Annotated in this window: 23 protein-coding genes and 1 tRNA gene; 16 read left to right on the forward strand and 8 right to left on the reverse strand. The window is 66.5% G+C overall.

The genetic code is table 11. The features are described from left to right. Positions 1-57 precede the first annotated feature (57 nt). From pstS to TVC13_RS04110, 3 genes are all read left to right on the forward strand, one after another. On the forward strand, positions 58-1,173 hold the full coding sequence (gene pstS / locus TVC13_RS04100; protein ID WP_422399962.1) for a phosphate ABC transporter substrate-binding protein PstS: 1,116 nt from the start codon (positions 58-60) through the stop codon (positions 1,171-1,173). Between the two features lie 167 nt (positions 1,174-1,340). After that, on the forward strand, positions 1,341-1,541 hold the full coding sequence (locus TVC13_RS04105) for a hypothetical protein (protein ID WP_422399963.1): 201 nt from the start codon (positions 1,341-1,343) through the stop codon (positions 1,539-1,541). Positions 1,542-1,637: 96 nt separating this feature from the next. After that, positions 1,638-3,134: a mannitol dehydrogenase family protein gene (locus TVC13_RS04110; protein ID WP_422399964.1), complete on the forward strand. Its 1,497-nt coding sequence runs from the start codon at positions 1,638-1,640 to the stop codon at positions 3,132-3,134. On the opposite strand, the gene TVC13_RS04115 is transcribed toward TVC13_RS04110, so the two are convergent. From TVC13_RS04115 to TVC13_RS04125, 3 genes are all read right to left on the reverse strand, one after another. Next, the gene (locus tag TVC13_RS04115) at positions 3,131-4,528 is read right to left on the reverse strand and encodes an APC family permease (RefSeq protein ID WP_422399965.1); all 1,398 of its coding nucleotides are present in this window, start codon (positions 4,526-4,528) and stop codon (positions 3,131-3,133) included. The genes TVC13_RS04110 and TVC13_RS04115 overlap by 4 nt on opposite strands. A 284-nt stretch (positions 4,529-4,812) precedes the next feature. Next, a tRNA-Met gene (locus tag TVC13_RS04120) sits at positions 4,813-4,889 on the reverse strand. An 80-nt stretch (positions 4,890-4,969) separates the two neighbouring features. Next, complete coding sequence (locus TVC13_RS04125; protein ID WP_422399966.1) at positions 4,970-5,872, reverse strand: sugar-binding transcriptional regulator; 903 nt, start codon at positions 5,870-5,872, stop codon at positions 4,970-4,972. A 149-nt stretch (positions 5,873-6,021) separates the two neighbouring features. Here TVC13_RS04125 and TVC13_RS04130 point away from each other — a divergent pair, with 149 nt between their 5' ends. From TVC13_RS04130 to TVC13_RS04160, 7 genes are all read left to right on the forward strand, one after another. After that, positions 6,022-7,401, forward strand: a complete 1,380-nt coding sequence (locus tag TVC13_RS04130; protein ID WP_422399967.1) for an ABC transporter substrate-binding protein — start codon at positions 6,022-6,024, stop codon at positions 7,399-7,401. Next, complete coding sequence (locus TVC13_RS04135) at positions 7,401-8,345, forward strand: carbohydrate ABC transporter permease (protein ID WP_055242366.1); 945 nt, start codon at positions 7,401-7,403, stop codon at positions 8,343-8,345. The genes TVC13_RS04130 and TVC13_RS04135 overlap by 1 nt, the downstream gene beginning before the upstream one ends. A 2-nt stretch (positions 8,346-8,347) precedes the next feature. Next, entirely contained in the window at positions 8,348-9,238 is an 891-nt protein-coding gene (locus TVC13_RS04140; protein ID WP_422399968.1) for a carbohydrate ABC transporter permease, read from the forward strand. Further along, positions 9,235-10,260 (forward strand): NAD(P)-dependent alcohol dehydrogenase, encoded by a 1,026-nt coding sequence (locus TVC13_RS04145; RefSeq protein ID WP_422399969.1) that lies wholly within the window; start codon positions 9,235-9,237, stop codon positions 10,258-10,260. The genes TVC13_RS04140 and TVC13_RS04145 overlap by 4 nt, the downstream gene beginning before the upstream one ends. Positions 10,261-10,332: 72 nt before the next feature. Beyond that, complete coding sequence (locus TVC13_RS04150) at positions 10,333-11,289, forward strand: helix-turn-helix domain-containing protein (protein ID WP_422399970.1); 957 nt, start codon at positions 10,333-10,335, stop codon at positions 11,287-11,289. 119 nt (positions 11,290-11,408) lie between these two features. Continuing rightward, positions 11,409-12,833 carry an aldehyde dehydrogenase family protein gene (locus tag TVC13_RS04155; protein ID WP_422399971.1) on the forward strand — a complete coding sequence of 475 codons (1,425 nt, stop codon included), beginning with the start codon at positions 11,409-11,411 and terminating at the stop codon, positions 12,831-12,833. 36 nt (positions 12,834-12,869) lie between these two features. After that, on the forward strand, positions 12,870-14,393 hold the full coding sequence (locus tag TVC13_RS04160; protein ID WP_422399972.1) for a GMC family oxidoreductase: 1,524 nt from the start codon (positions 12,870-12,872) through the stop codon (positions 14,391-14,393). On the opposite strand, the gene TVC13_RS04165 is transcribed toward TVC13_RS04160, so the two are convergent. Continuing rightward, positions 14,390-14,959: a TetR/AcrR family transcriptional regulator gene (locus TVC13_RS04165; RefSeq protein WP_422399973.1), complete on the reverse strand. Its 570-nt coding sequence runs from the start codon at positions 14,957-14,959 to the stop codon at positions 14,390-14,392. The two genes, TVC13_RS04160 and TVC13_RS04165, sit on opposite strands and share 4 nt — an antisense overlap. 84 nt (positions 14,960-15,043) lie before the next feature. Here TVC13_RS04165 and TVC13_RS04170 point away from each other — a divergent pair, with 84 nt between their 5' ends. After that, on the forward strand, positions 15,044-16,387 hold the full coding sequence (locus tag TVC13_RS04170; protein WP_422399974.1) for an MFS transporter: 1,344 nt from the start codon (positions 15,044-15,046) through the stop codon (positions 16,385-16,387). Continuing rightward, positions 16,273-17,511: an MFS transporter gene (locus TVC13_RS04175; RefSeq protein WP_422399975.1), complete on the forward strand. Its 1,239-nt coding sequence runs from the start codon at positions 16,273-16,275 to the stop codon at positions 17,509-17,511. The genes TVC13_RS04170 and TVC13_RS04175 overlap by 115 nt, the downstream gene beginning before the upstream one ends. Before the next feature lie 6 nt (positions 17,512-17,517). Here the strand turns inward: TVC13_RS04175 and TVC13_RS04180 are convergent, their stop codons facing one another. Beyond that, entirely contained in the window at positions 17,518-18,333 is an 816-nt protein-coding gene (locus TVC13_RS04180; RefSeq protein ID WP_422399976.1) for an SMP-30/gluconolactonase/LRE family protein, read from the reverse strand. Positions 18,334-18,506: 173 nt separating this feature from the next. Between TVC13_RS04180 and TVC13_RS04185 the strand changes: the two genes are divergently transcribed. From TVC13_RS04185 to TVC13_RS04195, 3 genes are all read left to right on the forward strand, one after another. After that, on the forward strand, positions 18,507-18,977 hold the full coding sequence (locus TVC13_RS04185) for a nucleoside deaminase (RefSeq protein WP_422399977.1): 471 nt from the start codon (positions 18,507-18,509) through the stop codon (positions 18,975-18,977). A gap of 67 nt (positions 18,978-19,044) precedes the next feature. Beyond that, positions 19,045-19,467 carry a hypothetical protein gene (locus tag TVC13_RS04190; RefSeq protein WP_422399978.1) on the forward strand — a complete coding sequence of 141 codons (423 nt, stop codon included), beginning with the start codon at positions 19,045-19,047 and terminating at the stop codon, positions 19,465-19,467. Positions 19,468-19,583: 116 nt separating this feature from the next. After that, the gene (locus tag TVC13_RS04195; protein ID WP_422399979.1) at positions 19,584-20,405 is read left to right on the forward strand and encodes a DUF1295 domain-containing protein; all 822 of its coding nucleotides are present in this window, start codon (positions 19,584-19,586) and stop codon (positions 20,403-20,405) included. 8 nt (positions 20,406-20,413) lie between these two features. Here TVC13_RS04195 and TVC13_RS04200 read toward each other — a convergent pair whose 3' ends face one another. Then, on the reverse strand, positions 20,414-20,938 hold the full coding sequence (locus tag TVC13_RS04200; protein ID WP_422399980.1) for a GNAT family N-acetyltransferase: 525 nt from the start codon (positions 20,936-20,938) through the stop codon (positions 20,414-20,416). A gap of 130 nt (positions 20,939-21,068) precedes the next feature. Here TVC13_RS04200 and rlmN point away from each other — a divergent pair, with 130 nt between their 5' ends. Next, positions 21,069-22,295 carry a 23S rRNA (adenine(2503)-C(2))-methyltransferase RlmN gene (gene rlmN / locus TVC13_RS04205; protein ID WP_422399981.1) on the forward strand — a complete coding sequence of 409 codons (1,227 nt, stop codon included), beginning with the start codon at positions 21,069-21,071 and terminating at the stop codon, positions 22,293-22,295. An 18-nt stretch (positions 22,296-22,313) separates the two neighbouring features. On the opposite strand, the gene TVC13_RS04210 is transcribed toward rlmN, so the two are convergent. Further along, a complete protein-coding gene (locus TVC13_RS04210; protein WP_422399982.1) occupies positions 22,314-22,727 on the reverse strand; it encodes a VOC family protein in 414 nt (137 codons plus the stop codon). Between the two features lie 169 nt (positions 22,728-22,896). After that, entirely contained in the window at positions 22,897-24,321 is a 1,425-nt protein-coding gene (gene purB, locus TVC13_RS04215; RefSeq protein WP_422399983.1) for an adenylosuccinate lyase, read from the reverse strand. Between the last annotated feature and the right edge of the window lie 200 nt (positions 24,322-24,521).

A 24,521-nucleotide genomic window follows, 5' to 3' on the forward strand; every position in this document is an offset into this window, starting at 1 on the left:
CACCCGACGCCGTTACCGCCGGCAAGCCACCAGAACAGCCCCTAAAGGAGCACCTTCGTGCGCACTTCCCGTTCACTTCGCGCCCTGGCAGTCACCGCCGCCGCAGCACTGGCGCTGACCGCATGCGGTTCTGACTACCCATTGGGGGATGAACAGCGCGAAGCAGCCGAGAACAGCACTTCCACGCTCACCGGGATCATCTCCGGCTCCGGCTCCACCGCGCAGGGCCCGGCCATGGACGCCTGGATCGGCGGGTTCCGGGTGCTGCACCCCAAAGTGCAGGTCCAGTACTCCCCGGACGGCTCCGGGGCCGGCCGCAACGCCCTCCTGGCCGGTGCGGTGCAGTTCGCCGGCTCCGATGCCTACCTCCAGGACGAAGAGCTGGGCGAAGCGCGCGAGGTCTGCGGACCCGGCGGCGCCCTGGACATCCCCGCCTACATCTCGCCCATCGCCGTGGCATTCAACCTGCCCGGCATCGAATCGCTGAACATGGATGCTGCCACGATTGCCAAGATCTTCCGCGGCGAAATCGAATTCTGGAATGATCCGGCGATTGCCGCCCAGAACCCCGGCGTGGACCTGCCGGAGACCCGCGTTACCCCGGTCAGCCGGGCCGACGATTCCGGCACGACGGAGAACTTCACCGAATACCTTCACGACGCCGCTCCCGAAGCCTGGCCGAACGACCCCTCCGGCTCCTGGCCCGGCGGTCTTGGCGGTGAAAACGCCCAGGGCAGCGCCGGCGTCATCAGCACCGTCACCCGCACCGAGGGATCCGTCGCATACTCGGACGACTCCGTGGTGGATGATTCCCTCGGCACCGTCAACCTCAAGGTGGGCGAGGAATACGTACCGATCAGCGCCGAAGCCGCGTCGATCGCCGTCGAGCAGTCCTCCCGGGTTCCGGGACGCAGCGCCAATGACATTGCGCTGCACCTGGACCGCACCACCACCGCACCCGGAGCCTATCCGCTGGTGCTGATCTCCTACCAGATCTTCTGCAGCGGCTACGAGGATGCCAACACCGTGGAGCTCGTGAAGACCTTCGGGCAGTACGTCATCAGCGATGAAGGCCAGCAGGCCTCGGCTGAAGCTGCCAAGTCCGCACCGATTCCGCAGAGCCTCGCAGAGGATGCCCGGGCCGCGATCGAGAGCATCACCATGCTTCCATGACTGCCTGCCCTCACCCTGCTTTATGCTCTAAACCACCGCTGGCAAGGCCGTTTTCCCGGCCCGGGGATTTTCCCTGCCTGCCGTACGCGGCGGTCTTCACGGCACCCCTTGCGCCCTGTTGGGGCCGGTGGCACCGTGGACCTACCGCGACGGAAAGGGGGCACAGAATGCAACCCATCAAGATCGAAAGATGGTGGCCGTACCTCGACACCACGGCCAAGCAGTGGCTTCGGGAGAACCTCCGGGAGGATGGAATTCCACCCAAGGTCCAGGACCGGATTGCTGAAGCGGGGGGCCCCGTGATCGATCCCATTCTCAATGTCCGGGACTGGGATTTCATCGAAACGCAGTCAGAGCTGGTTGATTAGCCCTGCCGGCCGCGAGGATTGCTCATTTGAGTGGACCGAGCCTGCTCACATGATAAATTGAGCCGCACCTATCCGCTCGTCCCATAGGTGTGACCCATGAGCAAACTTCAAACCGAGTCCCTGGCCGGCCTGACCGGGGCCCTTGCCCTTCCGTCCTACGACCGATCCGCCGTACGCACCGGCATAGTCCACTTTGGCGTGGGCGGATTCCATCGCGCGCACCAGGCCATGTATCTGGACCGGCTGATGAATGAGGGCAAGGCTCTGGACTGGGGCATCTGCGGGGTGGGCGTGCTTCCGCAGGATGCGGCCATGAAGTCCGTCATGGACGCCCAGGACTACCTGTACACTCTGGTGCTGAAGAACCCGGACGGCACCCGTGAAGGCCGGGTCATTGGTTCGATTACCGAATACCTGCTGGCTCCGGAGGACCCCGAAGCCGTCATCGAAAAGATGGCCTCGGCGCAGACGCGGATTGTCTCCCTGACCATCACCGAAGGCGGCTACAACTTTCACCACGTCACGGGGGATTTCGACGCCGCCAACCCGGCAGTGCAGGCGGATCTGGCTCCCGGTGCGGTGCCGGCAACTGTCTTTGGACTCGTCACCGAGGCGCTGATGCGCCGCCGTGACGCGGGGATACCGCCGTTCACCGTCATGTCCTGCGACAACATCCAGGGCAACGGCGACGTTGCCCGCCGCATGTTCACCGCCTTCGCGGACCTCCGGGACCCGGAACTGGGGGAGTGGATGCGGGCCAATGTGGCCTTCCCGAATTCAATGGTGGACCGGATCACCCCGGTGACCACCGATGCGGACCGGGATATGGTGGCCGAGGACTTCGGCCTCGAGGACGCCTGGCCGGTGGTCAGCGAAGACTTCGAGCAGTGGGTCCTGGAGGATCACTTTCCGCAGGGCCGGCCGCCGTTCGAGGACGCCGGCGTGCAGGTGGTGGACGACGTCGAGCCCTATGAACTCATGAAGCTGCGGCTGCTCAATGCCAGCCACCAGGGCCTGTGCTACTTCGGCTACCTGGCGGGCTACCGGTACGCCCACGAGGTCTGCCAGGACCCGCTCTTCTCCCGCTTCCTGCTGGACTACATGGAAGGCGAGGCCACGCCCACGCTCAAGCCGCTGCCCGGCGTCGACCTCGATGCTTACCGGCAGAAACTGATCGAACGCTTCTCCAACGAACACGTCCGGGACACCCTGGCCCGGCTCTGCGCCGAAAGCTCGGACCGGATCCCCAAATGGCTGCTGCCCGTGATCCGCGAGAACCTCGACGCCGGCGGCGAAATCCACCGCTCCGCAGCCATCGTGGCCAGCTGGGCCCGCTACGCCGAGGGGACGGACGAGCAGGGTGCGGAGATCGACGTCGTCGACCGCCTGCGCGAACCGCTGATGGCGGCCGCGGCCCGCAACGACGAAGATCCGCTGGCGTTCATTTCCCAGCCTGAGCTCTTCGGCGACCTGGCCTCCAACGAGCGCTTTGTCGAGGCCTACACGCAGGCGCTGGAGTTCCTGCACGACGCCGGTGCCCGCGCCACGGTCGAAAACCTCGTCCGCGGGCACGGGAACCGGGAAGCCGGCTAGCGGCGGGAGGCGTCCGCCGGTTCCTGGGCGTCAGCCGGTGCCGGGCGGGTGCTGGCCGGCAGGGCTGCTGCCACCGCAAACACGAGGACCAGGGCCGCGCCCCAGATGATGGCAGCGAGGTTGCCGCCCACCAGGAACGGGAAGTTCCAGAGGGAGAGGGCCAGCACCCCGAGCAGGCCGATTCCGCCGGCCACAGCCGCAGCCCGCACCAGGCCGGGAGCGGACACTCCGCGCGTACCGAATCCTACGATCGCGAAGCTGGTCAGGGTCATCATGACGATCACGCCGATGGCCCCTGCGCCGGAATACCAGGTGTAGATCTCCAGTACCGGATCCAGCTGGGCGACGGCGGAGACCAGCACGACGGCGGCGGTCACGCCGGTAACCCAGAAGGAGGCGCGGGAGGGCGCCCCGTGGGCGGGATGGACGGCGGCCAGGCCAGCCGGCAGCACCCCGCGCTGGCCCAGGGTGAAGAGGTAGCGCGAGACGATGTTGTGGAAGGCCAGCATGCAGGCGAACATGCTGGTCACCACCAGGACCTGGACGATGTCCGTCATGATCGGTGCGAGGATTTCCCCGGCAAAGCCGACGACCACACTGTCCGGGCTGTCCGTGGCCAGGGCCACGGCGTTGCCGGCCCCGAGGCCGCTGATGATCAGCCAGGAAGAGAGGATGTACAGCGCGCCGATGGACAGCACAGCGATGTAGGTGGCCCGGGGGATGGTGCGCTCCGGATCCTTGGCCTCGTTGCGGAACACCGCCGTCGCCTCGAAGCCGAAGAAGCCAAGGAAGGCGAACAGCAGGCCAAGGCCCGGTGCACCGGACATGGCTTCGGCCGGGCTGAACGGGAGGGAGGTGAGTTCCCGGCCGGAGAAGAGCACTCCGAGGTCGATGGCCAGGACAGCGGCAACCTCCAGGACCAGGACGGCGCCCAGCACCTTGGCGGAAAGGTTGATGTCCCGGTAGCCCAGGAAGCCGACGACGGCGATCATGGCAGCCGAGATTGCCCACCAGGGGACCAGCACCCCGGTCCAGAGCTCAATCAGGTTTCCGGCCTGCACGCCCAGGTAGCAGGTCATTGAGACGGTGAGCAGGACGTAGGCGAATAGCGCCAGCCCGGCGGTGCCGAGCCCGGCCCGGCGGCCGAACCCGCGGTCGACGTAGGAGTAGAAGGCTCCGGCATCCGGCACATGCGGGGTCATCCAGGCGTAGCCGACCGAGAACAGCAGCAATATTGCCGTGGCGGCCAGCACCATCAGGGGCATGCCGACCGATTCGGAGACGGTGAGGATGAGGGGGAAGTTGGCCGCGACAACGGTGATGGGGGCTGCAGCGGCGACCACCATCAGAACGATGCCGGGCACCCCCAGCCTGCGGGTCAGAGCGGTTTGCAAGAGTTCTTCCTAACTATGGAATGTGGTGAAACGATCCACGTGCATGTAGGAGGTACTCCTGCACCGCTGGGCTGCCGCATGGACAGGCAAGCCGTGGCTTCAGCCAACTTTCCCGATATTAGCCAAGGGAAGAATCCGGCTATCAATGCGGGCGAATATCCGCGTCACATCGCGTCAGCGATGAGTTCTGTGTCACTTCCGCGGAACGCTGCAGGCGAAGTTGAAGACAAAGCCGCAAACAAGAAGGTCCTGATCCGGCGAACCGGATCAGGACCTTCTTATGTTGGTTGCGGGGGCAAGATTTGAACTTGCGACCTCTGGGTTATGAGCCCAGCGAGCTACCGAACTGCTCCACCCCGCGTCGTGCTTAGAACTGTACCGTACGCCTGCCGGAGGGACTAATCGCGTGGTCCCGGTCACATGTTCTTCCCTGCGGGTGCCTCACTTGCCGGAGAGGGCCACGGCCAGCTCCTCGTCGATCAGCAGGGTGGTGACGAACCCCGCGGCGAGCACTGCGCGCACGGCATCGGCGCGTGCTGCACCCTGCGCCACGGCCACCACCTTCGGAGTGTTCTGGAGCTGGGAGAGACTGACTGCCAGTACCCGCTCATCCAGCTCGGAGCTCACCGGGCACCCGTCGGCATCGATCAGGCGGCCGGAGCATTCAGCTACGGCTCCGGCCTGGGCCGCTTCAAGCTTCACTTGGTTGTCCACCCGGTTCCAGACCGTGGACAGGCCCGGCATCCAGGCGCCAACAGCCACTACGGCGGCGTCGAGCGAGCTGGCTTTGGCCAGGGAGTCGGCGATCTCCGGCTGGCGCCGCAGCCCCTGTGCCGTCTGGCTGTTCTCCACCACCAGCGGGGCCCAGAGGGGCCAGGTCGAGACGCCGTTGTGCCGCCCCAGGTTCTGGATCAGCTCCAGCGAATTTCCGCTCCCCGGCACGGGAAGGGCGCCGGCCAGCTGGACGATGTCGCACGGAGGCAGGTGCGTTACATAACGGGCGGCCAGGTCCAGGGTGCGGGACCAGGAGACGCCGATGATCGCCCCGGGGGCAGCAGCGACCATGATTTCTGCGGCAGCCTGCTGGGCCATCGCTTCGCGGGTGGCCCGGTCATCGGGTCCGGTTGGACTGATGCGGACCTGCTCGACGCCGAGGGCGGCGGCCAGGCGTGTCGGCGCGAGGTCAGCGGCTGCTTCCGGAAACCGGACATCAATGCGCACGATTCCCAGGGCACGCGCCTCTTCCAGATGCCTCGCGACCTGGAAACGGGAAATGCCGTAGTCCTTGGCGATGTCCACCTTGGAACGGTTATTGAGGTAGTAGTCGCGGCTGATCCGGGCCAAAAGCTCATGGCGGGAGGTGTCCGGTCCGGTAATGATTTAGCCTCCCTAACCTCTTATGAGCTCTGCGTTATTGCTCATTTGAGTCTAGCTGACTAGAGTTCCTCACCAAATGAGCGCAGGGATAAATCTCAAATGAGCAAGGGTGACGTATGAGATCAGAACGCAGACAGCCGCGGCGCCGGCGCGGACGGGCCGGGCGGCAGCTGGCTGCTGCTGCCGCGGCAGCAGCGCTGGTGCTGACCGGGTGCGGCAGCGGCAGCGCGGACGGCCGCCAGGAAATTGTGGTGGCCATTGTTGCCAACCCGCAGATGACGGATGCCATTTCCCTCCAGGACCGCTTCAAGGAGCAGCATCCGAACGTTGACGTCCGGTTCGTGTCCCTGCCGGAGAACGAAGCGCGGGCCAAGATCACGGCTTCCGTCGCCACCGGCGGCGGGGAGTTCGACGTCGTTATGGTTTCCAACTATGAAACGCCCATGTGGGCAGAGAACGGCTGGCTGACCAACCTGCAGGACTACGCGGACAACACCCAGGGCTACGACCCGGATGACTTCATTCCGAACATCCGCGAAGCGCTCAGCTACGAAGACGACCTGTACTCAGTCCCGTTCTACGGTGAATCAGCTTTTCTGGCTTACCGCGAGGACCTTTTTGACGAAGCCGGACTGACCATGCCGGAGCAGCCCACCTGGGCCGACATTGCCGGGTTCGCCGAAACCCTGAACAACCCGGACGAGGACTTCTCCGGGATCTGCCTGCGCGGACTGGCCGGCTGGGGCGAGGTTATGGCCCCGCTGACCACCATGATCAACACCTACGGCGGCAGCTGGTTCGATGAGGACTGGAACGCCACCCTGGACAGCCCGGAAGTAAAAGCTGCCGTCACCGACTACGTGGACCTGATCCGCAGTTCCGGGCAGCCCGGTGCGGCAACCAGCGGCTACGGTGACTGCCTCACCCGTTATAGCCAGGGCAATGCGGCCATGTGGTTCGATGCCACCGCGATGGTTTCCACCGTGGAAGATCCGGACTCCTCGCTGGTGGTCGGCAAGACCGCCTACGCTCCGGCGCCGGTCGAAAAGACCGATTCGGCGGGCTGGCTGTACTCCTGGTCGCTGGCCATTCCCGAAACCAGTGACGAAAAGGACGCTGCCTGGGATTTCATCTCCTGGATGACGGACAAGGACTTCATTGAACTGGTGGGGGAGGAAATCAGCTGGGAACGTGTTCCCCCTGGCAGCCGCCTCTCCACCTATGAAATCCCCGAATACGCCGAAGTGGCACAGGCCTACGCCGAACCTACGCTCTCCGCAATGGCCGGCGCCTCGCAGGAAACGTCCATGACGGGCAGCGTGCCCTATCCCGGGCTCCAGTTTGTTGGCATTCCCGAGTTCCAGGACCTCGGCACCCGGGTGGCGCAGCAGATCTCCGCCGCCATCGCGGGCCAGAAAACCGTTGACGAAGCGCTGGAACAGTCACAGCGCTACGCAGAAACCGTCGCCGAGAGCTACCAGTCAGGAGAGAACTGATGACCACGCTGGTAGAGCGGCACAACGCGAAGGCGCGCCGCGACGTCGAAAAGCGGCAGTCCGGCGGCATGTCCCGGGCGGAAGGCTGGCGGCGGCGCGGACCGCTGCTGCCGGCACTGATCTTCACGATCATCGTCACCCAGGTCCCCTTCCTGTTCACCATCTGGTACTCGCTGCAGAACTGGAACCTGCTCAATCCTGAAGGTGACCGGTTCGTCTGGTTCTCCAACTATGTGGAGATCTTTGCGGATTCAACGTTCCGGCAGGCAGCGCTGAACAGCGTCATCTTCACCCTGGGCTGTGTGTTCTTCGCGATGATCCTGGGCATCATCTTCGCCCTGCTGCTGGACCGTTCCTTCGCCGGCCGCGGAATCGTACGGACCCTGCTGATCACACCCTTCCTGATCATGCCGGTTGCCGGCTCGCTGCTGTGGTCGGTGTCCATCCTGAACCCCAGCTACGGCCTGCTCAACTGGCTGATCGGCCTGGTGGGCATTTCCCCGGTGGACTGGACTTCCGCCCACCCGATCGCCTCGATCCTGATGTCCCTGGTGTGGCAGTGGACGCCGTTCATGATGCTGCTGGTCCTGGCCGGACTGCAGGCCCAGCCCAAGGATGTCCTGGAAGCGGCGCAGGTGGACGGCGCCGGCTGGTGGCGCACGTTCTTCTCCGTCACCCTGCCGCAGCTGCGCCGCTACATTGAGCTGGGCGTGCTGCTCGGAGCGATCTACGTGGTGAACACGTTCGACCAGATCTACCTGATGACCGCTGGCGGCCCCGGCACTGCCAGCGCCAACCTGCCCTTCTACATCTACCAGCGGGCCTTCCTCGGCTTCGACATTGGGCAGGCCGCAGCCATGGGCGTGGTGGTGGTGATTGCCACGATCATTGTGGCTACCTTCGCCCTCCGCCTGATCTTCCGCAGCTTCGACACAAAGGACTAGCCGTGGCCACCCAGACACCACCGGCTCCGGCCGAACGCACCCCCGCAGCTCCCGGCACCCCGCCGCCAAGGCGCAAACCCAAGCCGCGCGCGGGCGCGTCGCTGATTACCGTCTTCACCTGGATTATTGCCATCGGGTTCTTCTCCCCGGTGCTCTGGATGGTGCTGACCTCCTTCAAGCAGGAATCAGCGGCGGCCTCCAACCCGCCGTCGTTCTTCTTCACCCCCACCCTGGACCAGTACCGGGCGGTACTCGACGCCGGCGCCGGCAGCTACTTTGTGAACTCGGCGATTGCCACGGGAGTCTCCACCCTGCTGGTGATTATCCTGGCGGTCCCTGCGTCCTACGCGCTGAGCATCCGGCCGGTGAAACGCACCCAGGACGTGCTGTTCTTCTTCATCTCCACCAAAATGCTGCCGGTGGTAGCAGTGATCATGCCGATCTACGTGATTGCCGGGCAGCTGAAGGTCCTGGACAACGTGTGGACGCTGGTGGTGCTCTACACCTCCATGAACCTGCCCATCGCCGTGTGGATGATGCGCTCCTTCTTCCAGGAAGTTCCCTCCGAAGTGCTGGAGGCAGCGCAGATGGACGGCGCCGGGCTGCTGAAGACCCTGTGGCGGGTGCTGATGCCGATGGTCGCACCGGGCCTGGCTGCTACGGCGCTGATCTGCGTGATCTTCGCATGGAACGAGTTCTTCTTCGCTCTGAACCTGACGGCGGCCAAATCGGCCACGGTGCCGGTGTTCCTGGTTTCACAGATGACCAGCGAAGGGCTCTACCTGGCCCAGCTGTCCGCTGCGTCCGTGCTCGCGTCCCTTCCCGTGGTCATTGCCGGCTGGGTGGCGCAGAAACAGCTGGTCCGCGGCCTGTCGATGGGAGCGGTCAAGTGAGCACCGGCGAATCCATGCCAAAGTCGATGTCCGTTTCCGTGCTCGACGGGCCGGGGAAACTCCGGCTCGAGGACCGGCCGGTGCCCGTGCCCGGACCCGGTAAAGTCCTGGTGCGAATCGCCTCGGTGGGAGTCTGCGGCTCCGATACGCATTACTTCCAGGAGGGGCGGATCGGCAGTTTTGTGGTGGAATCCCCGCTGGTGCTGGGGCACGAAGCATCCGGGCGGATCGAAGCGGTGGGCGACGGCGTCGACCCGGCGCTGCTGGGGCAGCGGGTCTCCCTTGAGCCGGGCATCCCGCAGCCGTACTCAAAACAGACACTGGCCGGGCACTACAACCTGGACCCGGATGTGCGGTTCTTTGCGACCCCGCCGGTGGACGGGACCTTTGCGGAGTATGTGGTGCATCCGGCTGCGTTCGCCCATCCCGTTCCCGAGGGGCTCTCCGATGATGCGGCCGCCCTGCTGGAACCGCTGAGCGTGGCACTCGCCGCGCGCGCTGCGGGGGAGGTGCAGCTGGGGGACAAGGTGCTCATTGCCGGTGCCGGTCCGATCGGCCTGCTCGTCTCCGCCGTCTGCGCGCTTGCCGGTGCCGACGTCACCGTCACCGATGTCCGCGCCGAACGGCTGCAGACAGCACCCCGCTACGGAGCCTCCCGCACCTTCACCGCAGCGGATGCCCCTGAGCCGGCACCGGAATACCAGGTCTTTATCGATGCCACCGGTGCGGAACGGGCCGTCCTGTCCGGCATGCAGCGGCTCGCCCCGCGCGGACGCTGCGTCCTGGTGGGCATGGGGGCGGACACCATCGCCCTGCCGGTTCCGCTGGTCCAGGGCCGGGAGCTGAGAATCACGGGCACCTTCCGGTATGCCAATACCTGGCCGCTGGCCATTTCCATTGCAGAAAAAGGGCTGGTGGACCTGGGCGGGCTGGTCACCTCACGCCACGGGCTCGACGACGTCGAGGCGGCGTTGGTTGCCGGGGCCCGGGAAGGTGCGCTGAAGGCCGTCGTCGTCCCGTAACCATTGCCGCCCGACCTCCGCCCATGGTGATAGGTTCAGCTGAAACAGGCCGGCTCAGTGCGGAGGACAGGCATGGTCAAACCAGCGGACACGGCACCGGACGTAGCCCACGCGTCCAGTTTCCCGGAGTGGAAGAGACTCGTCTCCGAATCGTTCGTGCCGCTCGAAGCCACTCCGGTGGAGCCGGGCGCTGCCGCGTTCTCCGGTCGTCTGACCGGCCGCCGGCTGCGTGAGCTGGCCATTGTCCAGGTGGACGCCATGCCGCACTGCGTCGAGCGGACACCGGAGCTGATCAACGGGGCCGACGGCGGGTTCTACAAACTCAGCCTGCAGCTCTCCGGAACCGGGATCCTGGTCCAGGACGGCCGTGAAGCCGTCCTCGAACCCGGAGACCTGGCCATCTATGACACGGGTGCGCCCTACACTCTGACCTTCCACGAGCAGTTCACCACGCTTGTCCTGATGTTCCCGAAGCAGCTGCTCGGTCTGGCACCCGAGGACATGGCGGAGATGACCGCCGTCCGGCTGGGCCGTGGGCACCGGCTGGGCCGCGCCGTCGTTCCCTTCCTGACGCAGATCGGGCGGATGCTGCCCGAACTGGACGGTCCGATCGGGCACCGGCTGGCCATGAACACCGTAGATTTGCTCTCCACTCTGCTGGCGGATGAAGCCCACGCCCTTCCGGATGCGGAAGCCGGCGGCCAGGAGCGCCTGCTGCGCCGGGTGCAGCACTTCATCGACGGCCAGCTCGCCAACCCGGACCTGTCCCCGGGGTACATCGCGGCCGCACACTTTATGTCGGTCCGCAGCCTGCACAAGCTCTTCGAAGACTCCGGCACCACGGCCGCAGCCTGGATCCGCGCACGACGCCTGGACGGAGCGCGCCGGGACCTCGCCGATCCCCTCCAGGCAGACGTTCCTGTCGGGGCGATCGGGGCCCGCTGGGGCCTGCCCGATCCAGCCCACTTCAGCCGGGTGTTCCGTGCCGCGTTCGGCCAGTCGCCGTCGGCGTACCGCTCCGGCCGCTGAGCCGCGCCCGGCATCCGTGCACGGGAAGACAACTGCCGCACGCGCAAAGCCAAGCAATACTGCGTGACCTGGCGCACAGTGGGATCAGCGATCCGTCCCGCCGTTGCAAAGGAGCAATCATGCACACCACCGAATCCCTCACCAGCTACTCGGACCTCCTTGGAGCCATTCCGGCAGCGCCGGAATCCCGGGAGATCCTGGACCCGGCAACCGGCGAGGTGGTCGCGGCCGCTCCCGCCCACACGCTTGCAGACCTTGAGGCTGCCGTTGCCTCCGCCCGCCTGGCCCAGCCGGAATGGGCCGCCCTCGGCCACGCCGAACGCTCCGCGTACCTGCTCAAGGCTGCCGACGCCGTCGACGCCGCCGCCGAAGGCCTGGCCGAACTGCTCTCCCGCGAGCAGGGCAAGCCGCTGAACGGTCCCAACGCCCGCTTCGAAGTGGGCGCCTGCGCCGCCTGGCTGCGCGCCACGGCGTCGTTCGAACTTGAACCCGAGGTGCTGGTTGACGAGATAAGCGCCCGCGCCGAACTGCACTACCGTCCGCTGGGCGTGGTGGGTGCGATCGGCCCCTGGAACTGGCCCATGATGATCAGCATCTGGCAGCTCGCACCGGCCCTGCGGATGGGCAACACCGTAGTGATGAAGCCTTCCGAATACACCCCGCTCTCCGTCCTCGCCCTGGCCGCGGTCCTGAACCAGGCACTGCCCGCGGGCGTGCTGCACGTGGTTTCCGGCGGCCGGGACGTGGGCGAAGCCCTGGCCGGGCACGCGGACATCGACAAGGTCATGTTCACTGGCTCCACGGCCACCGGCAAGGCGATCATCCGCTCCTCGGCGGACACGGTGAAGCGCCTGACCCTGGAACTCGGCGGCAACGACGCCGGAATTGTGCTGCCAGACGCCGATCCCGCCGCGATCGCCGAAGACCTGTTCTGGGGTGCCTTCATCAACACCGGCCAGACCTGCGCGGCGCTGAAGCGCCTGTACGTGCACGAGGACATTTACGACGCCGTCGTTGATGCCCTGGCCGGTGTCGCGAACGCCATGCCGATGGGTGTGGGGCTGGATGAAAACAACGTCCTGGGTCCGCTGCAGAACAAGGCCCAGTTCCAGATCGTCGCGGACCTGGTCCAGGCCGCGAAGGACGCCGGTGCGCGCATCGTCACCGGCGGAAACCCGCAGACGGACCAGCCCGGCTACTTCTACCCCGCCACCCTCGTGGCGGACATCGACAATGACAACCCGCTGGTGGCTCAGGAACAGTTCGGTCCCGCCCTGCCGATCATCCGCTACTCCACCGTCGATGAAGCAGTGGACATGGCCAATGCGCTGGACGTGGGACTCGGCGCCTCCGTCTGGTCCTCGGACAAGGATGCCGCCCTGGCCGTCGCCGCCCGGATCGAGGCCGGAACCGTCTGGATCAACAAGCACGGTGCCGTGGACCCCCGTATGCCCTTCGGCGGCGCCAAGCAGTCCGGCTACGGCCTCGAGTTCGGCGTCGAAGGGCTCAAGGCCCTTGGCGCCCCGCAGGTCCTCAGCTACTAATCCCCATTTAGACCGAACGAAAGCAACGAAGCTTCCATGGAAACCGAATACCTTGTGATCGGCGCCGGGTCAGCTGGCAACGTCGTCGCCCGCCGCCTGCTCGACGCCGGCAAAAAAGTCACCGTCCTCGAAGCCGGGGACCAGGACACCAACCCGGACATCGCGTACCTGAACACCCTCGGTGCGCTCTGGCACAGCCCGCAGGACTGGAACTACTACACCACCGAGCAGGCCGGAGCCTCCGGCCGCCGCATCCACCTGCCCCGCGGCAAGGTGATGGGCGGTTCGCACGCACTGAACGCGTCCATCTGGGTTCGCGGGGACCGCTGGGACTACGACTCCTGGGCTGAAGCCGGGTGTGAGGGCTGGTCCTGGGAGGACGTCCTGCCCGTGTTCAAGCAGATTGAAAACTACGACGGCGGTGCCTCCGAAACCCGCGGCACCGGCGGCCTGCTGGACGTGGTGGCGGACTTCCCGCGCAATCCCATCCAGGAGGACATGCTGGCCGGTGCGCAGGAGATCGGTCTGGAGCTGAACCCTGACTACAACTCCGGCAGTGTCGAGGGCGTTTCCCGGATGCAGCTCAACGTCCGGGACGGCAAGCGCTTTAACACCTGGCATGCCTACCTGAAGCCCGTCATGGACCACCCGAACCTGACCCTGGTGACCGGAGCCCATGTGCGCCGGCTGCTGGTGGAAGACGGTGCTGTTAGCGGCGTCGAATTCGAGTACGACGGCGAACTGCGCACCGCCCGTGCTGCCGAGACCATTCTGTGCGCGGGTGCCATCAACTCCGCGGAGCTGCTGCTGCGTTCCGGCATCGGTCCGGGCGCGGAGCTGGCGGCTGCCGGCGTCGAACCCGTCCTTGACCTGCCCGGGGTAGGCAAGAACCTGCAGGACCACCTGCTGGCCCCGGTGATCTTCTCCGCCGGTGCCCGCCCTGTGCCGGACGGCGAGGTTGCCCCTGCCGAGGTGCACATGTTCGCCAAGTCCCGTCCGGAGCTGCCGGTGCCGGACACCCAGCCGATCTTCTTCTCCGTGCCGATGTACTCCCAGGACTATGGGCTGGGCGAAATGACCGGCCCGGAAAACGGGTTCTCCATGCTTGGCGGTCTGGTACGTCCAGCGAGCCGCGGCGAGATCACGCTCACCGGGCCGTCACCGGAAGATCCGCTGCGGATTGATCTGGGTGCGCTGTCCGAGCAGGCCGATGTGGACGCGCTGGTGGCGTCGGTGCGGCAGTGCCGCGAGATCGGCCGGTCCGAGGCGCTGGCCAGCTGGGAGCCCAAGGAACTGCATCCCGGCCCCGGCGTCTCCGACAGCGATGAGGACCTTGCGCAGTACGTCCGCGACTCCGTCGTCACCTACCACCACCAGGTGGGGACCTGCCGGATGGGCACCGACGAGCTGGCCGTCGTCGATCCCGCTGACCTGCGCGTGCGCGGGCTGTCCGGACTCCGGATCGCCGACGCCTCGGTTATGCCCATGGTCTCCACCGGCAACACCAACGCCCCCACGGTGATGATCGCCGAACGTGCCGCCGGGATGATCCTGGGCTAATAGGCAGCCGCAGCGGCAGCAGCCACCCGCCGGCCGGCTTCGATAGGCGACGCCGGATACCCGCGCAGGTAGGCGGCCAGCGTGCCGTTATAGGCCAGCACGACGTCGTCGGCCAGGTCCGCGGCCCGGTCGCCGGCCAGCGGCCTGGCGAAGTGCTGCAGCCTCGCGTTCAACAGTGCGGTATCGGCGGCGAGAACCGCGGCGATTTCATCACCGGCGTCGGGCAGCTCGGTGGCAGTAGCCAGGAAGGCGCACCACCGGGCCGCCGGCTGGCGTTCCCGGTAGGCAGCGAGGGCATCAAAGACGGACAGCAGCCGTTCCAGGTCGCTGCCCGCGTTGACTGCGCAAGCGTCCCAGACGGACTGCCATTCGGCCAGCCGGACCCGCAGTGCCTCAGCTATGAGACCGTCCTTGCTGCCGAAGTGGGAGTACAACGTGGCCGCGGAAACGCCCGCTGTGCGAAGCAGGTCGTCGACGGGGGTGGCCCGGACGCCGCGGGAGAAGAACACATCTTCGGCAGCTGCGAGCAGCCGCCCGCGCGCCGGAAGCTTCTGGCCGGTGGTCATGCGCCAACTCTAGCCAGCCTTGTTCTGTAACGGTGGTTCTGTTTGACTGTAACGACCGTTCTGGTTTGAGAGGGGAGGCCCACGGTGCAGTGGAGGCTTGTTGCCAGCGGCTTGGCGCTGATCGCGGCCACTTACGGTCTGGCCCGGTTCGGGTACGGACTGTTTCTGCCCCGGTTCGCGGAAGCCTTTGAGATGGGGCCCGCCGTGTCCGGAGCGATCCAGGCCGGCAGCTTCCTCTCCTACTGCGTCACCGCTTTGCTGGCGGCCCGGCTGGGCAGCCGGCCCCGCCTGGTGGTGCTGCTGGCCGGGGCAACCGCTGCGCTGGGTGCCGCGGGTGTCGCCGCTGCACCGAACGCCGGGGTGCTGGCTGCTGCCGTCATCCTCGCCGGTGCCGGGGCCGGGTTCGCGACGCCCGGACTCGTCAGCCTCATTGAATCCAACGTAGAGGACCGGCAGCAGGAAAACGCGCAAACCATCGTCAACTCAGGGACCGGCGCCGGACTCGTGGCGGCGGGGCTGCTGCTGATCCTGGTGGCAGGCCAGTGGAGGCTTGGCTGGGCAGTCATTGCCGCCGTCGTTGTTCTGTCCACGGCCGCGACGCTGCGCTCCGACCAGAAGCCCGCAGCACCGGCGCCCGCACCGCGGCCGGGACGGAAGGAACTCGCGTTGCTGGGCCGGCCCCTGGTGGCTGCGGGACTGGCGGGTGCGGCCAGCGCTGCCGTCTGGACGTTCGGCCGCACCGTGCTGGCCACCGGCGCCGAGACTGAGCTGTACTCGATTGGCGCGTGGATGGTGCTGGGAGCCTTCGGGATGCTCGGTGCCGGAGCGGGATCGGTTGTCCAGAAATGGAGCCTGCGCACGGCGTGGACCGTGACCACCGCACTGATGTCCGCCGCGACGCTGCTGCTGGCTGCCACCCCCGGAACGGCAGTCCTCGCGTACAGTGCAGCAGCTCTGTTCGGTGCCAGCTACATCGCCATGAGCGGAGTGCTGATCGTCTGGGCTGTCCGGGTGCTTCCCGGCAACGGCTCAGCCGGAACCGTCGCCCTCTTTATTGCCCTGGCTGTGGGCCAGGCCGCCGGGTCGATCGGGCTGGGAGCCATCCTCCAACCTCAGGCGCCGCTGCCCGCCTTTGGCCAAGCCGCCGCCGTCGGCGTCCTGGCCATCCTGCCTGCCTGGGTCCGCGGGCGCGCGGACCGGGAGCCGTCGGACGAGGCCGTCCCCATTTCATCGGGACGTTTTGGTCTGGCCACAGGGTTGCTCGTACCGTTGTCCTGCGAACGTACGAGGCTTGTCCTCGGGGAGAGGACACCATGGGCAACACTGCCATCCAGGTTCAGGCACCGGAGCGCACAGCACCGCCGCAGGCACCATCCCGGCGCAGCGCGGGCGTCCTGCTGGCCGTCTGCATTGTGCTCATCGGCCTGAATCTGCGCACCGTCTTCTCCAGCTTCTCCGCAATCCTCCCGGAAATCACCAGCGCCTCTGGAATGCCGCCGGCCCTGGTCAGCGTGCTCACCACCGGTCCGGTCCTGCTGCTGGGCCTGATTGCTCCGGCCGCTCCTGCACTGGCCCGGAAACTGGGGATTGAGCGCACCATCCTGGCTGCGATGGTGGTCCTGACCGCCGGACTCGCGGTCCGCGGCACCGGCGACTTCACCGCCATGGCCGCCGGAACCATCGCCGCCGGGGCGGGTATCGGCGTCGTCAACGTCCTGCTCCCCACGCTGGTCAAGCGCGACTTCCAGCACCGGCTGGGCCTGATGAGCGGCCTGTACACGGGATCGATCTGCGCCGCTGCCGCGCTCGGAGCCGGATTCACCCAGCCGCTGCTCCAGGCCACCGGCTCGTGGCAGGACGCGCTCGCCTTCTGGACGCTCCCGGCAGCGCTGGTTGTCCTGCTTTTCGCCCCGCTGGCGCTGCGGCGCGGCCGCACTCCGGCGAAAGCACAGGCCGACGCCGGCCCTTCGGTCTGGCGCTCCGCCCTGGCCTGGCAGATCACCGGGTTTATGGCACTGCAGGCCATGATGTCCTTCAGCGTGTTCGCCTGGCTGGCGCCCATCCTGCGCGAGCGCGGCATCGACGGCACCGTGGCTGGCTACGTGGTGGCCGGTTCAATCGTGGTGCAGGTCCTAGGGTCCTTCCTCGCTCCGCCGCTGGCGGCCCGGCTGCGCAGCCAGGGCTGGCTGAACACTGCAATCGCGCTGCTGACCGGAGCGGGGTTTGCGCTCACCATCCTGGGCCCGCTGGACCTCATCTGGGTCTGGGCGGTGATGCTCGGCGTCGGGCAGGGCAGCCTGACGGCGCTGGCGCTGACCATGATCGTGCTGCGCACCCATGACGCCGCCGCCGCGGCCCGCGTGTCCGGCATGATGCAGTGCGTCGGGTACGGCGTGGGCTCCTCCGGAACGCTCCTCGTGGGCATCCTGCACACGGCGTCGGGCTCTTTCACCCCCGCTGCGGTGATGTTCCTGGGAATCGGAGCAGCGGCCGCAGGCATGGGGTTCCTGGCCGGGCGCGCCCGGTTTATCGGCGGGCCCGCCGGAGACTGATCCGGGTTAGGCCAGCACCTCTGACAGTGGGGCGGTGATGGTGTAACCGTCCAGCGGCCCGGGTGTGGAGAGTCCCGCGGCTGCACTGGTGACCAGCACCTGGTCCCCGAGAACCAGGACACTGGTGGGCTGCCGGACAGGCAGGGGTACGGAACTGAGCCGGTTCCCGTCTTCGCCATACACATCCAGCCGCGAAGCGCCCCACACTGCGCTCCAGATGCGCCCGTTGGCGTCCGCGAACATGCCGTCCGGGCTCCCCTCCGGCACCTGGGCGAACACCTCCGCAGCGCCGGGGGCCGCCGTCGTCGTCTTCAGGATTGTTCCGGCCTCCGTATCCGAAACCAGCACACTGCGTCCGTCGGGCAGGAACAGCGGGCCATTGGGAATGGGGATCCCTCCGCGCAGCTGCACGACGGCGTTGTCCGCCGGGTCCCAGCGCCACACTGCGCCGTCGGGGTCCGACCCGTCGTGGACCATCGTTCCGAACCACAGCGATCCGTCCGGTGCCAGGGCGCCGTCATTGACGCGGTAGCGCGCCGGATCCAGTCCGGTGCCGGCAAGCGGGACGGCGGTGCCGTCACGGAGCAGCTCGACGACGCCGGTGCCGGCCGCGCCGATCAGCCGCCCGGCGGAATCCTCCTCGGCGAAGCCCAGCGGCTCCGGGAGGCGATGGGTGAGCACCGGAGCCCCGCCCCCTTGAGTCCAGGCATAGAGTTCCCCGTTCACCAGGTCCACCCACCGGGCACCGTCCGCGGTTGGGCGCAGCCCTTCGCCAAGTTCCAGTGCGTGCGTGCTGACCGCGGTCCACTCTGTCTGGTCCATGCCTGCCTTCCGGGGAGAACGGGTGTGGAAGTAATCTATCGGACCCACCTGCTCCAGCCGGCGGACGTGGTGCTAATCTCAGTTCTGCGAAGGCGGGCACCGGCCGGTGCTAACTACCTGGCATTTCCCGGCCGGAGAGACCGCCGGGGCCATAATCGCAGGGGGCAGCACCCATGAACTCAGACGCCGAATACCTTTCCCGGGCAATCGAGCTGGCCACCGCAAACGTCGCAGACAGCGGCGGACCGTTCGGTGCCGTCATCGTTACCGCGGACGGCCGGGCGTTCGACGGCGTCAACCGGGTTACCGCCAGCAACGATCCCACCGCACACGCGGAAGTGACCGCCATCCGCAACGCCTGCGCCGCACTGGAAACCTTCGACCTCAGCGGCGCGGTGCTCTACACCAGCTGCGAGCCCTGCCCCATGTGTCTGGCCTCGGCGCTGTGGGCACGCATCGACCGGGTGGTCTACGCGGCGGACCGGCACGACGCCGCCGCAGCCGGCTTCGACGATGCCGTCTTCTACGAATACTTTGAGACTCCCGTCGAGGAGCGCTCGATGCCCGTCAACCAGCTGCCCGGCGACACCCGGACCGCACCGTTTGACGCCTGGAACGCCGCTGAGGCACGCGTCGAGTACTAGGCTGCCCGGCGGGTGACAGCACGGTAGCCTGACGTCGAATCCGTAAACCGTCTGCCAGGAGGCCGGTGTGGGTGAGGCAACGCTGGGAATCTACGTTATGGCGTGGGATGCTCCCTGCCAGAAGTGCGGATTCGAGTTTTGGTGGGTCTTCGGGCTCATCCCGGCGTACCGTCCCCGGTCGGACGAATTCACGACCACCGACTTTGCAGAGGCGGTGGACATCGCCAGGCGGATTCTCGAAGCCCCGGAAAGCGACACGCAGGACATGGCACGTCAGCTGGCTGATCGGCCGGCGTGGCAGCGAGGGCGCAGTTTCAATCCGAACCGGTGCGGCAGCTGCGGGTTCCAGGATGACTGGAGTTCCCTGGAAGGAGTCATTATCGAGGCGTATCACCGCGGTCACATTTACGCCGCCTACGGGCGGGTCCCAATCCAGGAATGGCGTGCTGTCAGAGGACGCGGACAGGGAATCGCCTGGCCCGGACTATAGCTGCCGGTGTGCTGCATCAGCCACCAGAAACGGCCGGCCGGACGGGTCCGCCTTTTCCCAGTCATTGCGGACGGGCAGGGGTCCCGCCGGGACGGCACGCGTCGTATCCTCCAAGAATGGACCCGGTTCGTGTGTGCCTGTGGATCTTCCTGGCGACGACCGCCGCTACGTGGATCCTTTCCCTGATCACCCGGGAATACTCCTGGACTGACCGGATCTGGTCGATTGTTCCGGTGGCGTACGTGTGGGTGTTCGCGGCGGCGTCGGGCTGGGAAGCCCGGCTGGTGCTGATGGCCGTCCTGGTGACCCTCTGGGGAGCCCGGCTGACCTTCAACTTTGCCCGCAAGGGCGGGTACGCGCCCGGCGGTGAGGACTACCGCTGGGGAGTCCTGCGCGGCCGGCTGCGGCCGTGGCAGTTTCAGCTGTTCAACCTGGGGTTCATCAGCATCTACCAGAACCTCATCATCTGGCTCATGACCCTGCCGGCCCTGACCGTGTTCCAGAACCCGAGCCCGCTGGGTGCCTGGGACTGGGCGCTCGCAGTCCTGTTTGTGGCGGCACTGGCGGGGGAGACCACGGCGGATCAGCAGCAGTGGAACTACCAGCAGTGGAAGAAGGCCGAACGGGCCGCCGGCCGGGAAGCCGGGCAGGGCTTCGTCCAGACCGGACTGTTCCGCTATTCACGGCACCCGAACTTCTTCTTCGAACAGGCACAGTGGTGGCTGTTCTACGGCTTCGCCGTCTCCGCTTCCGGCACCTGGCTGCACTGGACGCTTGCGGGTCCGGTGCTGCTGACGCTGCTCTTCGCCGGATCCACGGTCTTCACGGAAAGCATTTCGGCTAACCGGTATCCCGCGTATGCGCAGTATCAGCGGCGCACCTCGCCCATCATTCCGTTGCCCCAGCGCGGCCGCTCCCGCCCGCTTGAAGCGGGCTGAGCGTGCCGTTAGAGCATCTTCGAAGTGAGGGAAGCGCTAAGTTCGGTGGACCGCGCGCCGGGCTCGATCACCTTGGCAAAACACGTGGAATGGGGCAGGTTCGCGTAGGGGCCGAAGTTCGACACCTTGGTATATCCGGCCTGCGCGTAGAACCGCTTCCCGTCCGACTGGGCTGACCCGGCCTCCGCGGTGACGGCTCCGAACCCCGCGGCGCGGGCCCGGAACTCCAGCGAGGACAGGATCGCGGTCGCTATGCCTGAGCCGCGGGCGTAGGGCAGCACATAAATCCGTTTGATTTCCGCCGTGGAACGGTCCAGACGCCGGAGCCCCCCACACCCCAGCGGCTGTCCCGAACTGCGTTCATAAGCGATCACAAACACAGCTGTGTCCTCTTCAGTGGGCGGAGAAGGGTCATGTCCCGTGCCCCCGAAGCGGGAATCCAGTTCGGCCTGCTGCGCCCGCCGCAGGTCCGCGCCCACGGGGTTGGACCAGGGCACTTCACGAATGGTCAGGTTCGGGGGGAGTGGGAACAAGTGAACCTCCTGGGCCTGCGGGACTGGTTCACCTCAATCTACGAAGCACGGATTTCCGCCGTGTTTCTGCTGTGTGAGAACTGGGCTAAGCCAAAAACACGATTCGCCAAGGCGTGCAAAAATGGAAGAGATGACTTCCCCCAAAACTTCCCCAGCTGCCCTGAACGTACCCGGCAACAAGCCGCAGGTGCGTCCCGCAACCGAAGGCTGGGAGCAGGCCAAGGAGCCCGACGGCCGGCCCCTGCTGCAGTTCAAATCCCCCCGGGTTTCCCAGCCCCCGGAACACCTCGCTGACCTCACGCTTGCCCAGCGCCAGGAGAAGCTCAAGTCCCTGGGCCTGCCGGCGTTCCGTGCCAAGCAGCTCTCAGTGCACTACTTCCAGCACTACACCACGGACCCCGAGAAGATGAGCGACCTCCCCAAGGAGCGCCGCGATGAGCTGGTCAAGGAAATGTTCCCGACCCTGCTCACCGAGGTGAAGCGCCTGACCACGGACAAGGGGGACACCATCAAGTTCCTCTGGCGGCTGTTCGACGGTTCGCTCGTGGAATCCGTGCTGATGCGCTACCCCGGCCGGATCACGCTCTGCGTTTCCAGCCAGTGCGGCTGCGGCATGAACTGCCCGTTCTGTGCCACCGGCCAGGCCGGGCTGACGCGCAACATGTCCGCCGCGGAAATCCTGGACCAGATTGTCCAGGCGAACCGCGTCATCGCCGAAGGCGGGCTGGGCGGCAAGCGCCGCGACGGCGGGCACGACGCCGAGCGCGTCACCAACATCGTCTTTATGGGCATGGGTGAACCGCTGGCCAACTACAAGCGCGTGATGAACGCCGTGCACCGCATGGCCGCCGAAGCGCCCGAAGGCCTGGGCATGAGTGCGCGGAACATCACGGTCTCCACCGTGGGCCTGGTGCCGGCGATCAAGAAGCTGGCCGAAGAGAACATTCCGGTCACCTTCGCGCTGAGCCTGCACGCACCGGATGACGAACTGCGTGACGACCTGATCCCGGTCAACAGCCGCTGGAAGGTGGACGAGGCACTCGACGCCGCGTACAACTACTACCGCACCACCGGCCGCCGCGTCTCCATCGAGTACGCGCTGATCAAGGACATGAACGACCATCCGTGGCGTGCAGCCCTGCTGGCCAAGAAGCTGAACTCCCGTGGCCGCGGCTGGGTCCACGTGAACCCGATTCCGCTGAACCCCACCCCGGGCTCCATCTGGACGTCGCCGGAACCGGACGTGATCCAGGAGTTCATCGACACCCTGATCGACGCCGGTGTCCCGACCACGGTCCGCGATACCCGCGGCAAGGAAATCGACGGCGCCTGCGGACAGCTGGCCGCGGCGGACTAGCGTTCACCCGCTGCTGCATCAGCCAACAAAGATGCAGAACGGATGCCCGGCCGGATCGGCGTAGACGTACAAGGGCTCTTCGGAATCCTCTGTGCGGTCCATGAGCAGTTTTGCCCCCAGCGCCAGAACCCTGGCGTGCTGGTCTGCCAGGGCCTGCCGGTCCCCAACGGTGATGTCCAGGTGCATTTGCATCGGCACCTCCGGACTGGGCCAGGTTGTTGGCTGGTGATGCTCTGCCTGCTGGAAGGCCAGTTTGCGGCTGCCCTGATCATCCGTGAGGACAAGCCAGTCAGCAGTATCAGCCGTGCTGTCCTGGGCGAGCTCGTCTCCCGGCCGGTACCGGAGCCCAAGGAACCGGCGGTAGAACTCCGCCAATCCCCGCACATCGGCAGTGTCCAGAACCGGCTGGAGCAGCTGGGGGTATCCGTTCATTGGCCCACCCTAATGTTCCCGGGCCGGTTCCGCTCCGGTTTGTGGCAAACGCTCCCCGGCGAACCGGAGCACGAGCCCAAACGGAGCAGGACATAACGAACGACGGGGGGGGGGGGGGTGGGGGGGGCCGCCCCCGCCCCCCCCCCGCCGGTGGTTGTTTGGGTCAGTCCTACTTCTGCAGGTGGTCCACCAGGTTTTCGGCAATGCCGATGTACTTGGCCGGGGTGAGGGCGAGCAGGCGTGCCTCGGCCTCGGCCGGCAGGCCCAGCCCGGAGACGAATTCCTTCATGCGCTCGGCGTCCACCCGGTGTCCGCGGGTGAGTTCCTTGAGCCGCTCGTACGGGTTTTCCATGCCCGGTGCACCGGCGATGGCCTCGGCGCGCATCACCATCTGGATGGCTTCGCCAAGGACTTCCCAGTTGGTGTCCAGGTCCGCAGCCAGTACGTCTTCGGCGACATTCAGTCGCTCCAGGCCCTTGGCCACATTGGAGATCGCCAGCAGCGAATGGCCGAAGGCGACGCCGATGTTCCGCTGCGAGGAGGAGTCCGTGAGGTCGCGCTGCCAGCGGGAGGTGACCAGAGTGGAAGCGAGGGTGTCCAGCAGGCCGTTGGAGATTTCCAGGTTCGCCTCGGCGTTCTCGAAGCGGATCGGGTTCACCTTGTGCGGCATGGTGGAGGAACCGGTGGCACCGGCAACGGGGATCTGGGCGAAGTAGCCAATGGAGATGTAGCTCCACACATCCGTGCAGAAGTTGTGCAGGATCCGGTTGAAGCGGGCCATGTCCGCGTAGAGCTCGGCCTGCCAGTCATGCGACTCGATCTGGGTGGTGAGCGGGTTCCACGTCAGGCCCAGGCCCTCGACGAAGGACTTGGCCACCTGCTGCCAGTCAGCACCCGGGACGGAGGCATAGTGCGCGGCATAAGTACCGGTGGCGCCGTTGATTTTGCCAAGGAATTCAGTGCCGGCAACGCGGTCCAGCTGGCGGGTCAGGCGGTGCACCGTAACCGCCAGTTCCTTGCCCAGTGTGGTGGGAGTGGCGGGCTGGCCGTGCGTGCGGGAGAGCATGGGCACGGCACGGGTTTCCTCGGCCATGGCGGCGATCTGGGCCACCATCTTCCGGGCGGCAGGGAGCCAGACGTTCTCCACTGCACCCTTCACGCCCAGGGCGTAGGAGAGGTTGTTGATGTCTTCGGAGGTGCAGCCGAAGTGCACCAGGGCGGTGAGGTTCTCAATGCCGATCGCGGCCAGCCGGCGGCCGATGTAGTACTCCACGGCCTTCACGTCATGAACGGTGACCTGCTCGATTTCAGCCAGTTCGTTGACGGAGTTGCCGTCGAATCCGGAAACGATCTCCCGCAGCTGTGCCTGCTGCTCGGCGGACAGCGGCGAGGTTCCCGGCAGGACCGAGTTGGAGGTGAGGTGGATCAGCCACTCGATCTCAACGTGCGTGCGGTCGCGGTTTAGGGCGGCTTCGGAGAGGTAGTCGACCAGCGGTGCGGTCGCGGAGCGGTACCGGCCGTCCAGCGGCCCGAGCGCGATTGCAGGGGTCACGGAGGCAAGGGAAACGCGGGGTGCGGAAGAAGAATCGGCCATGGGCCAATTCTTCCACGGTCCTGCGCTGGGGCCGATTCGTGACGGGCGTTCCCCGCTCCTCCACAGGGTCCCGGCGGGCGAGCTGTTTCCCCGGAAACGGGCGGGCCCGACGCCGGAGCCAGGGTGCCGTCCTACGGTTGCAGTTCCAGCGGAGCAGGCGGGGCAGGCGGGGCAGGGTTTGTTTGGGCGGTTGGCCGGGC

Source organism: Arthrobacter sp. 3Tela_A (assembly GCF_049311025.1).
Classification (GTDB): domain Bacteria; phylum Actinomycetota; class Actinomycetes; order Actinomycetales; family Micrococcaceae; genus Arthrobacter_B.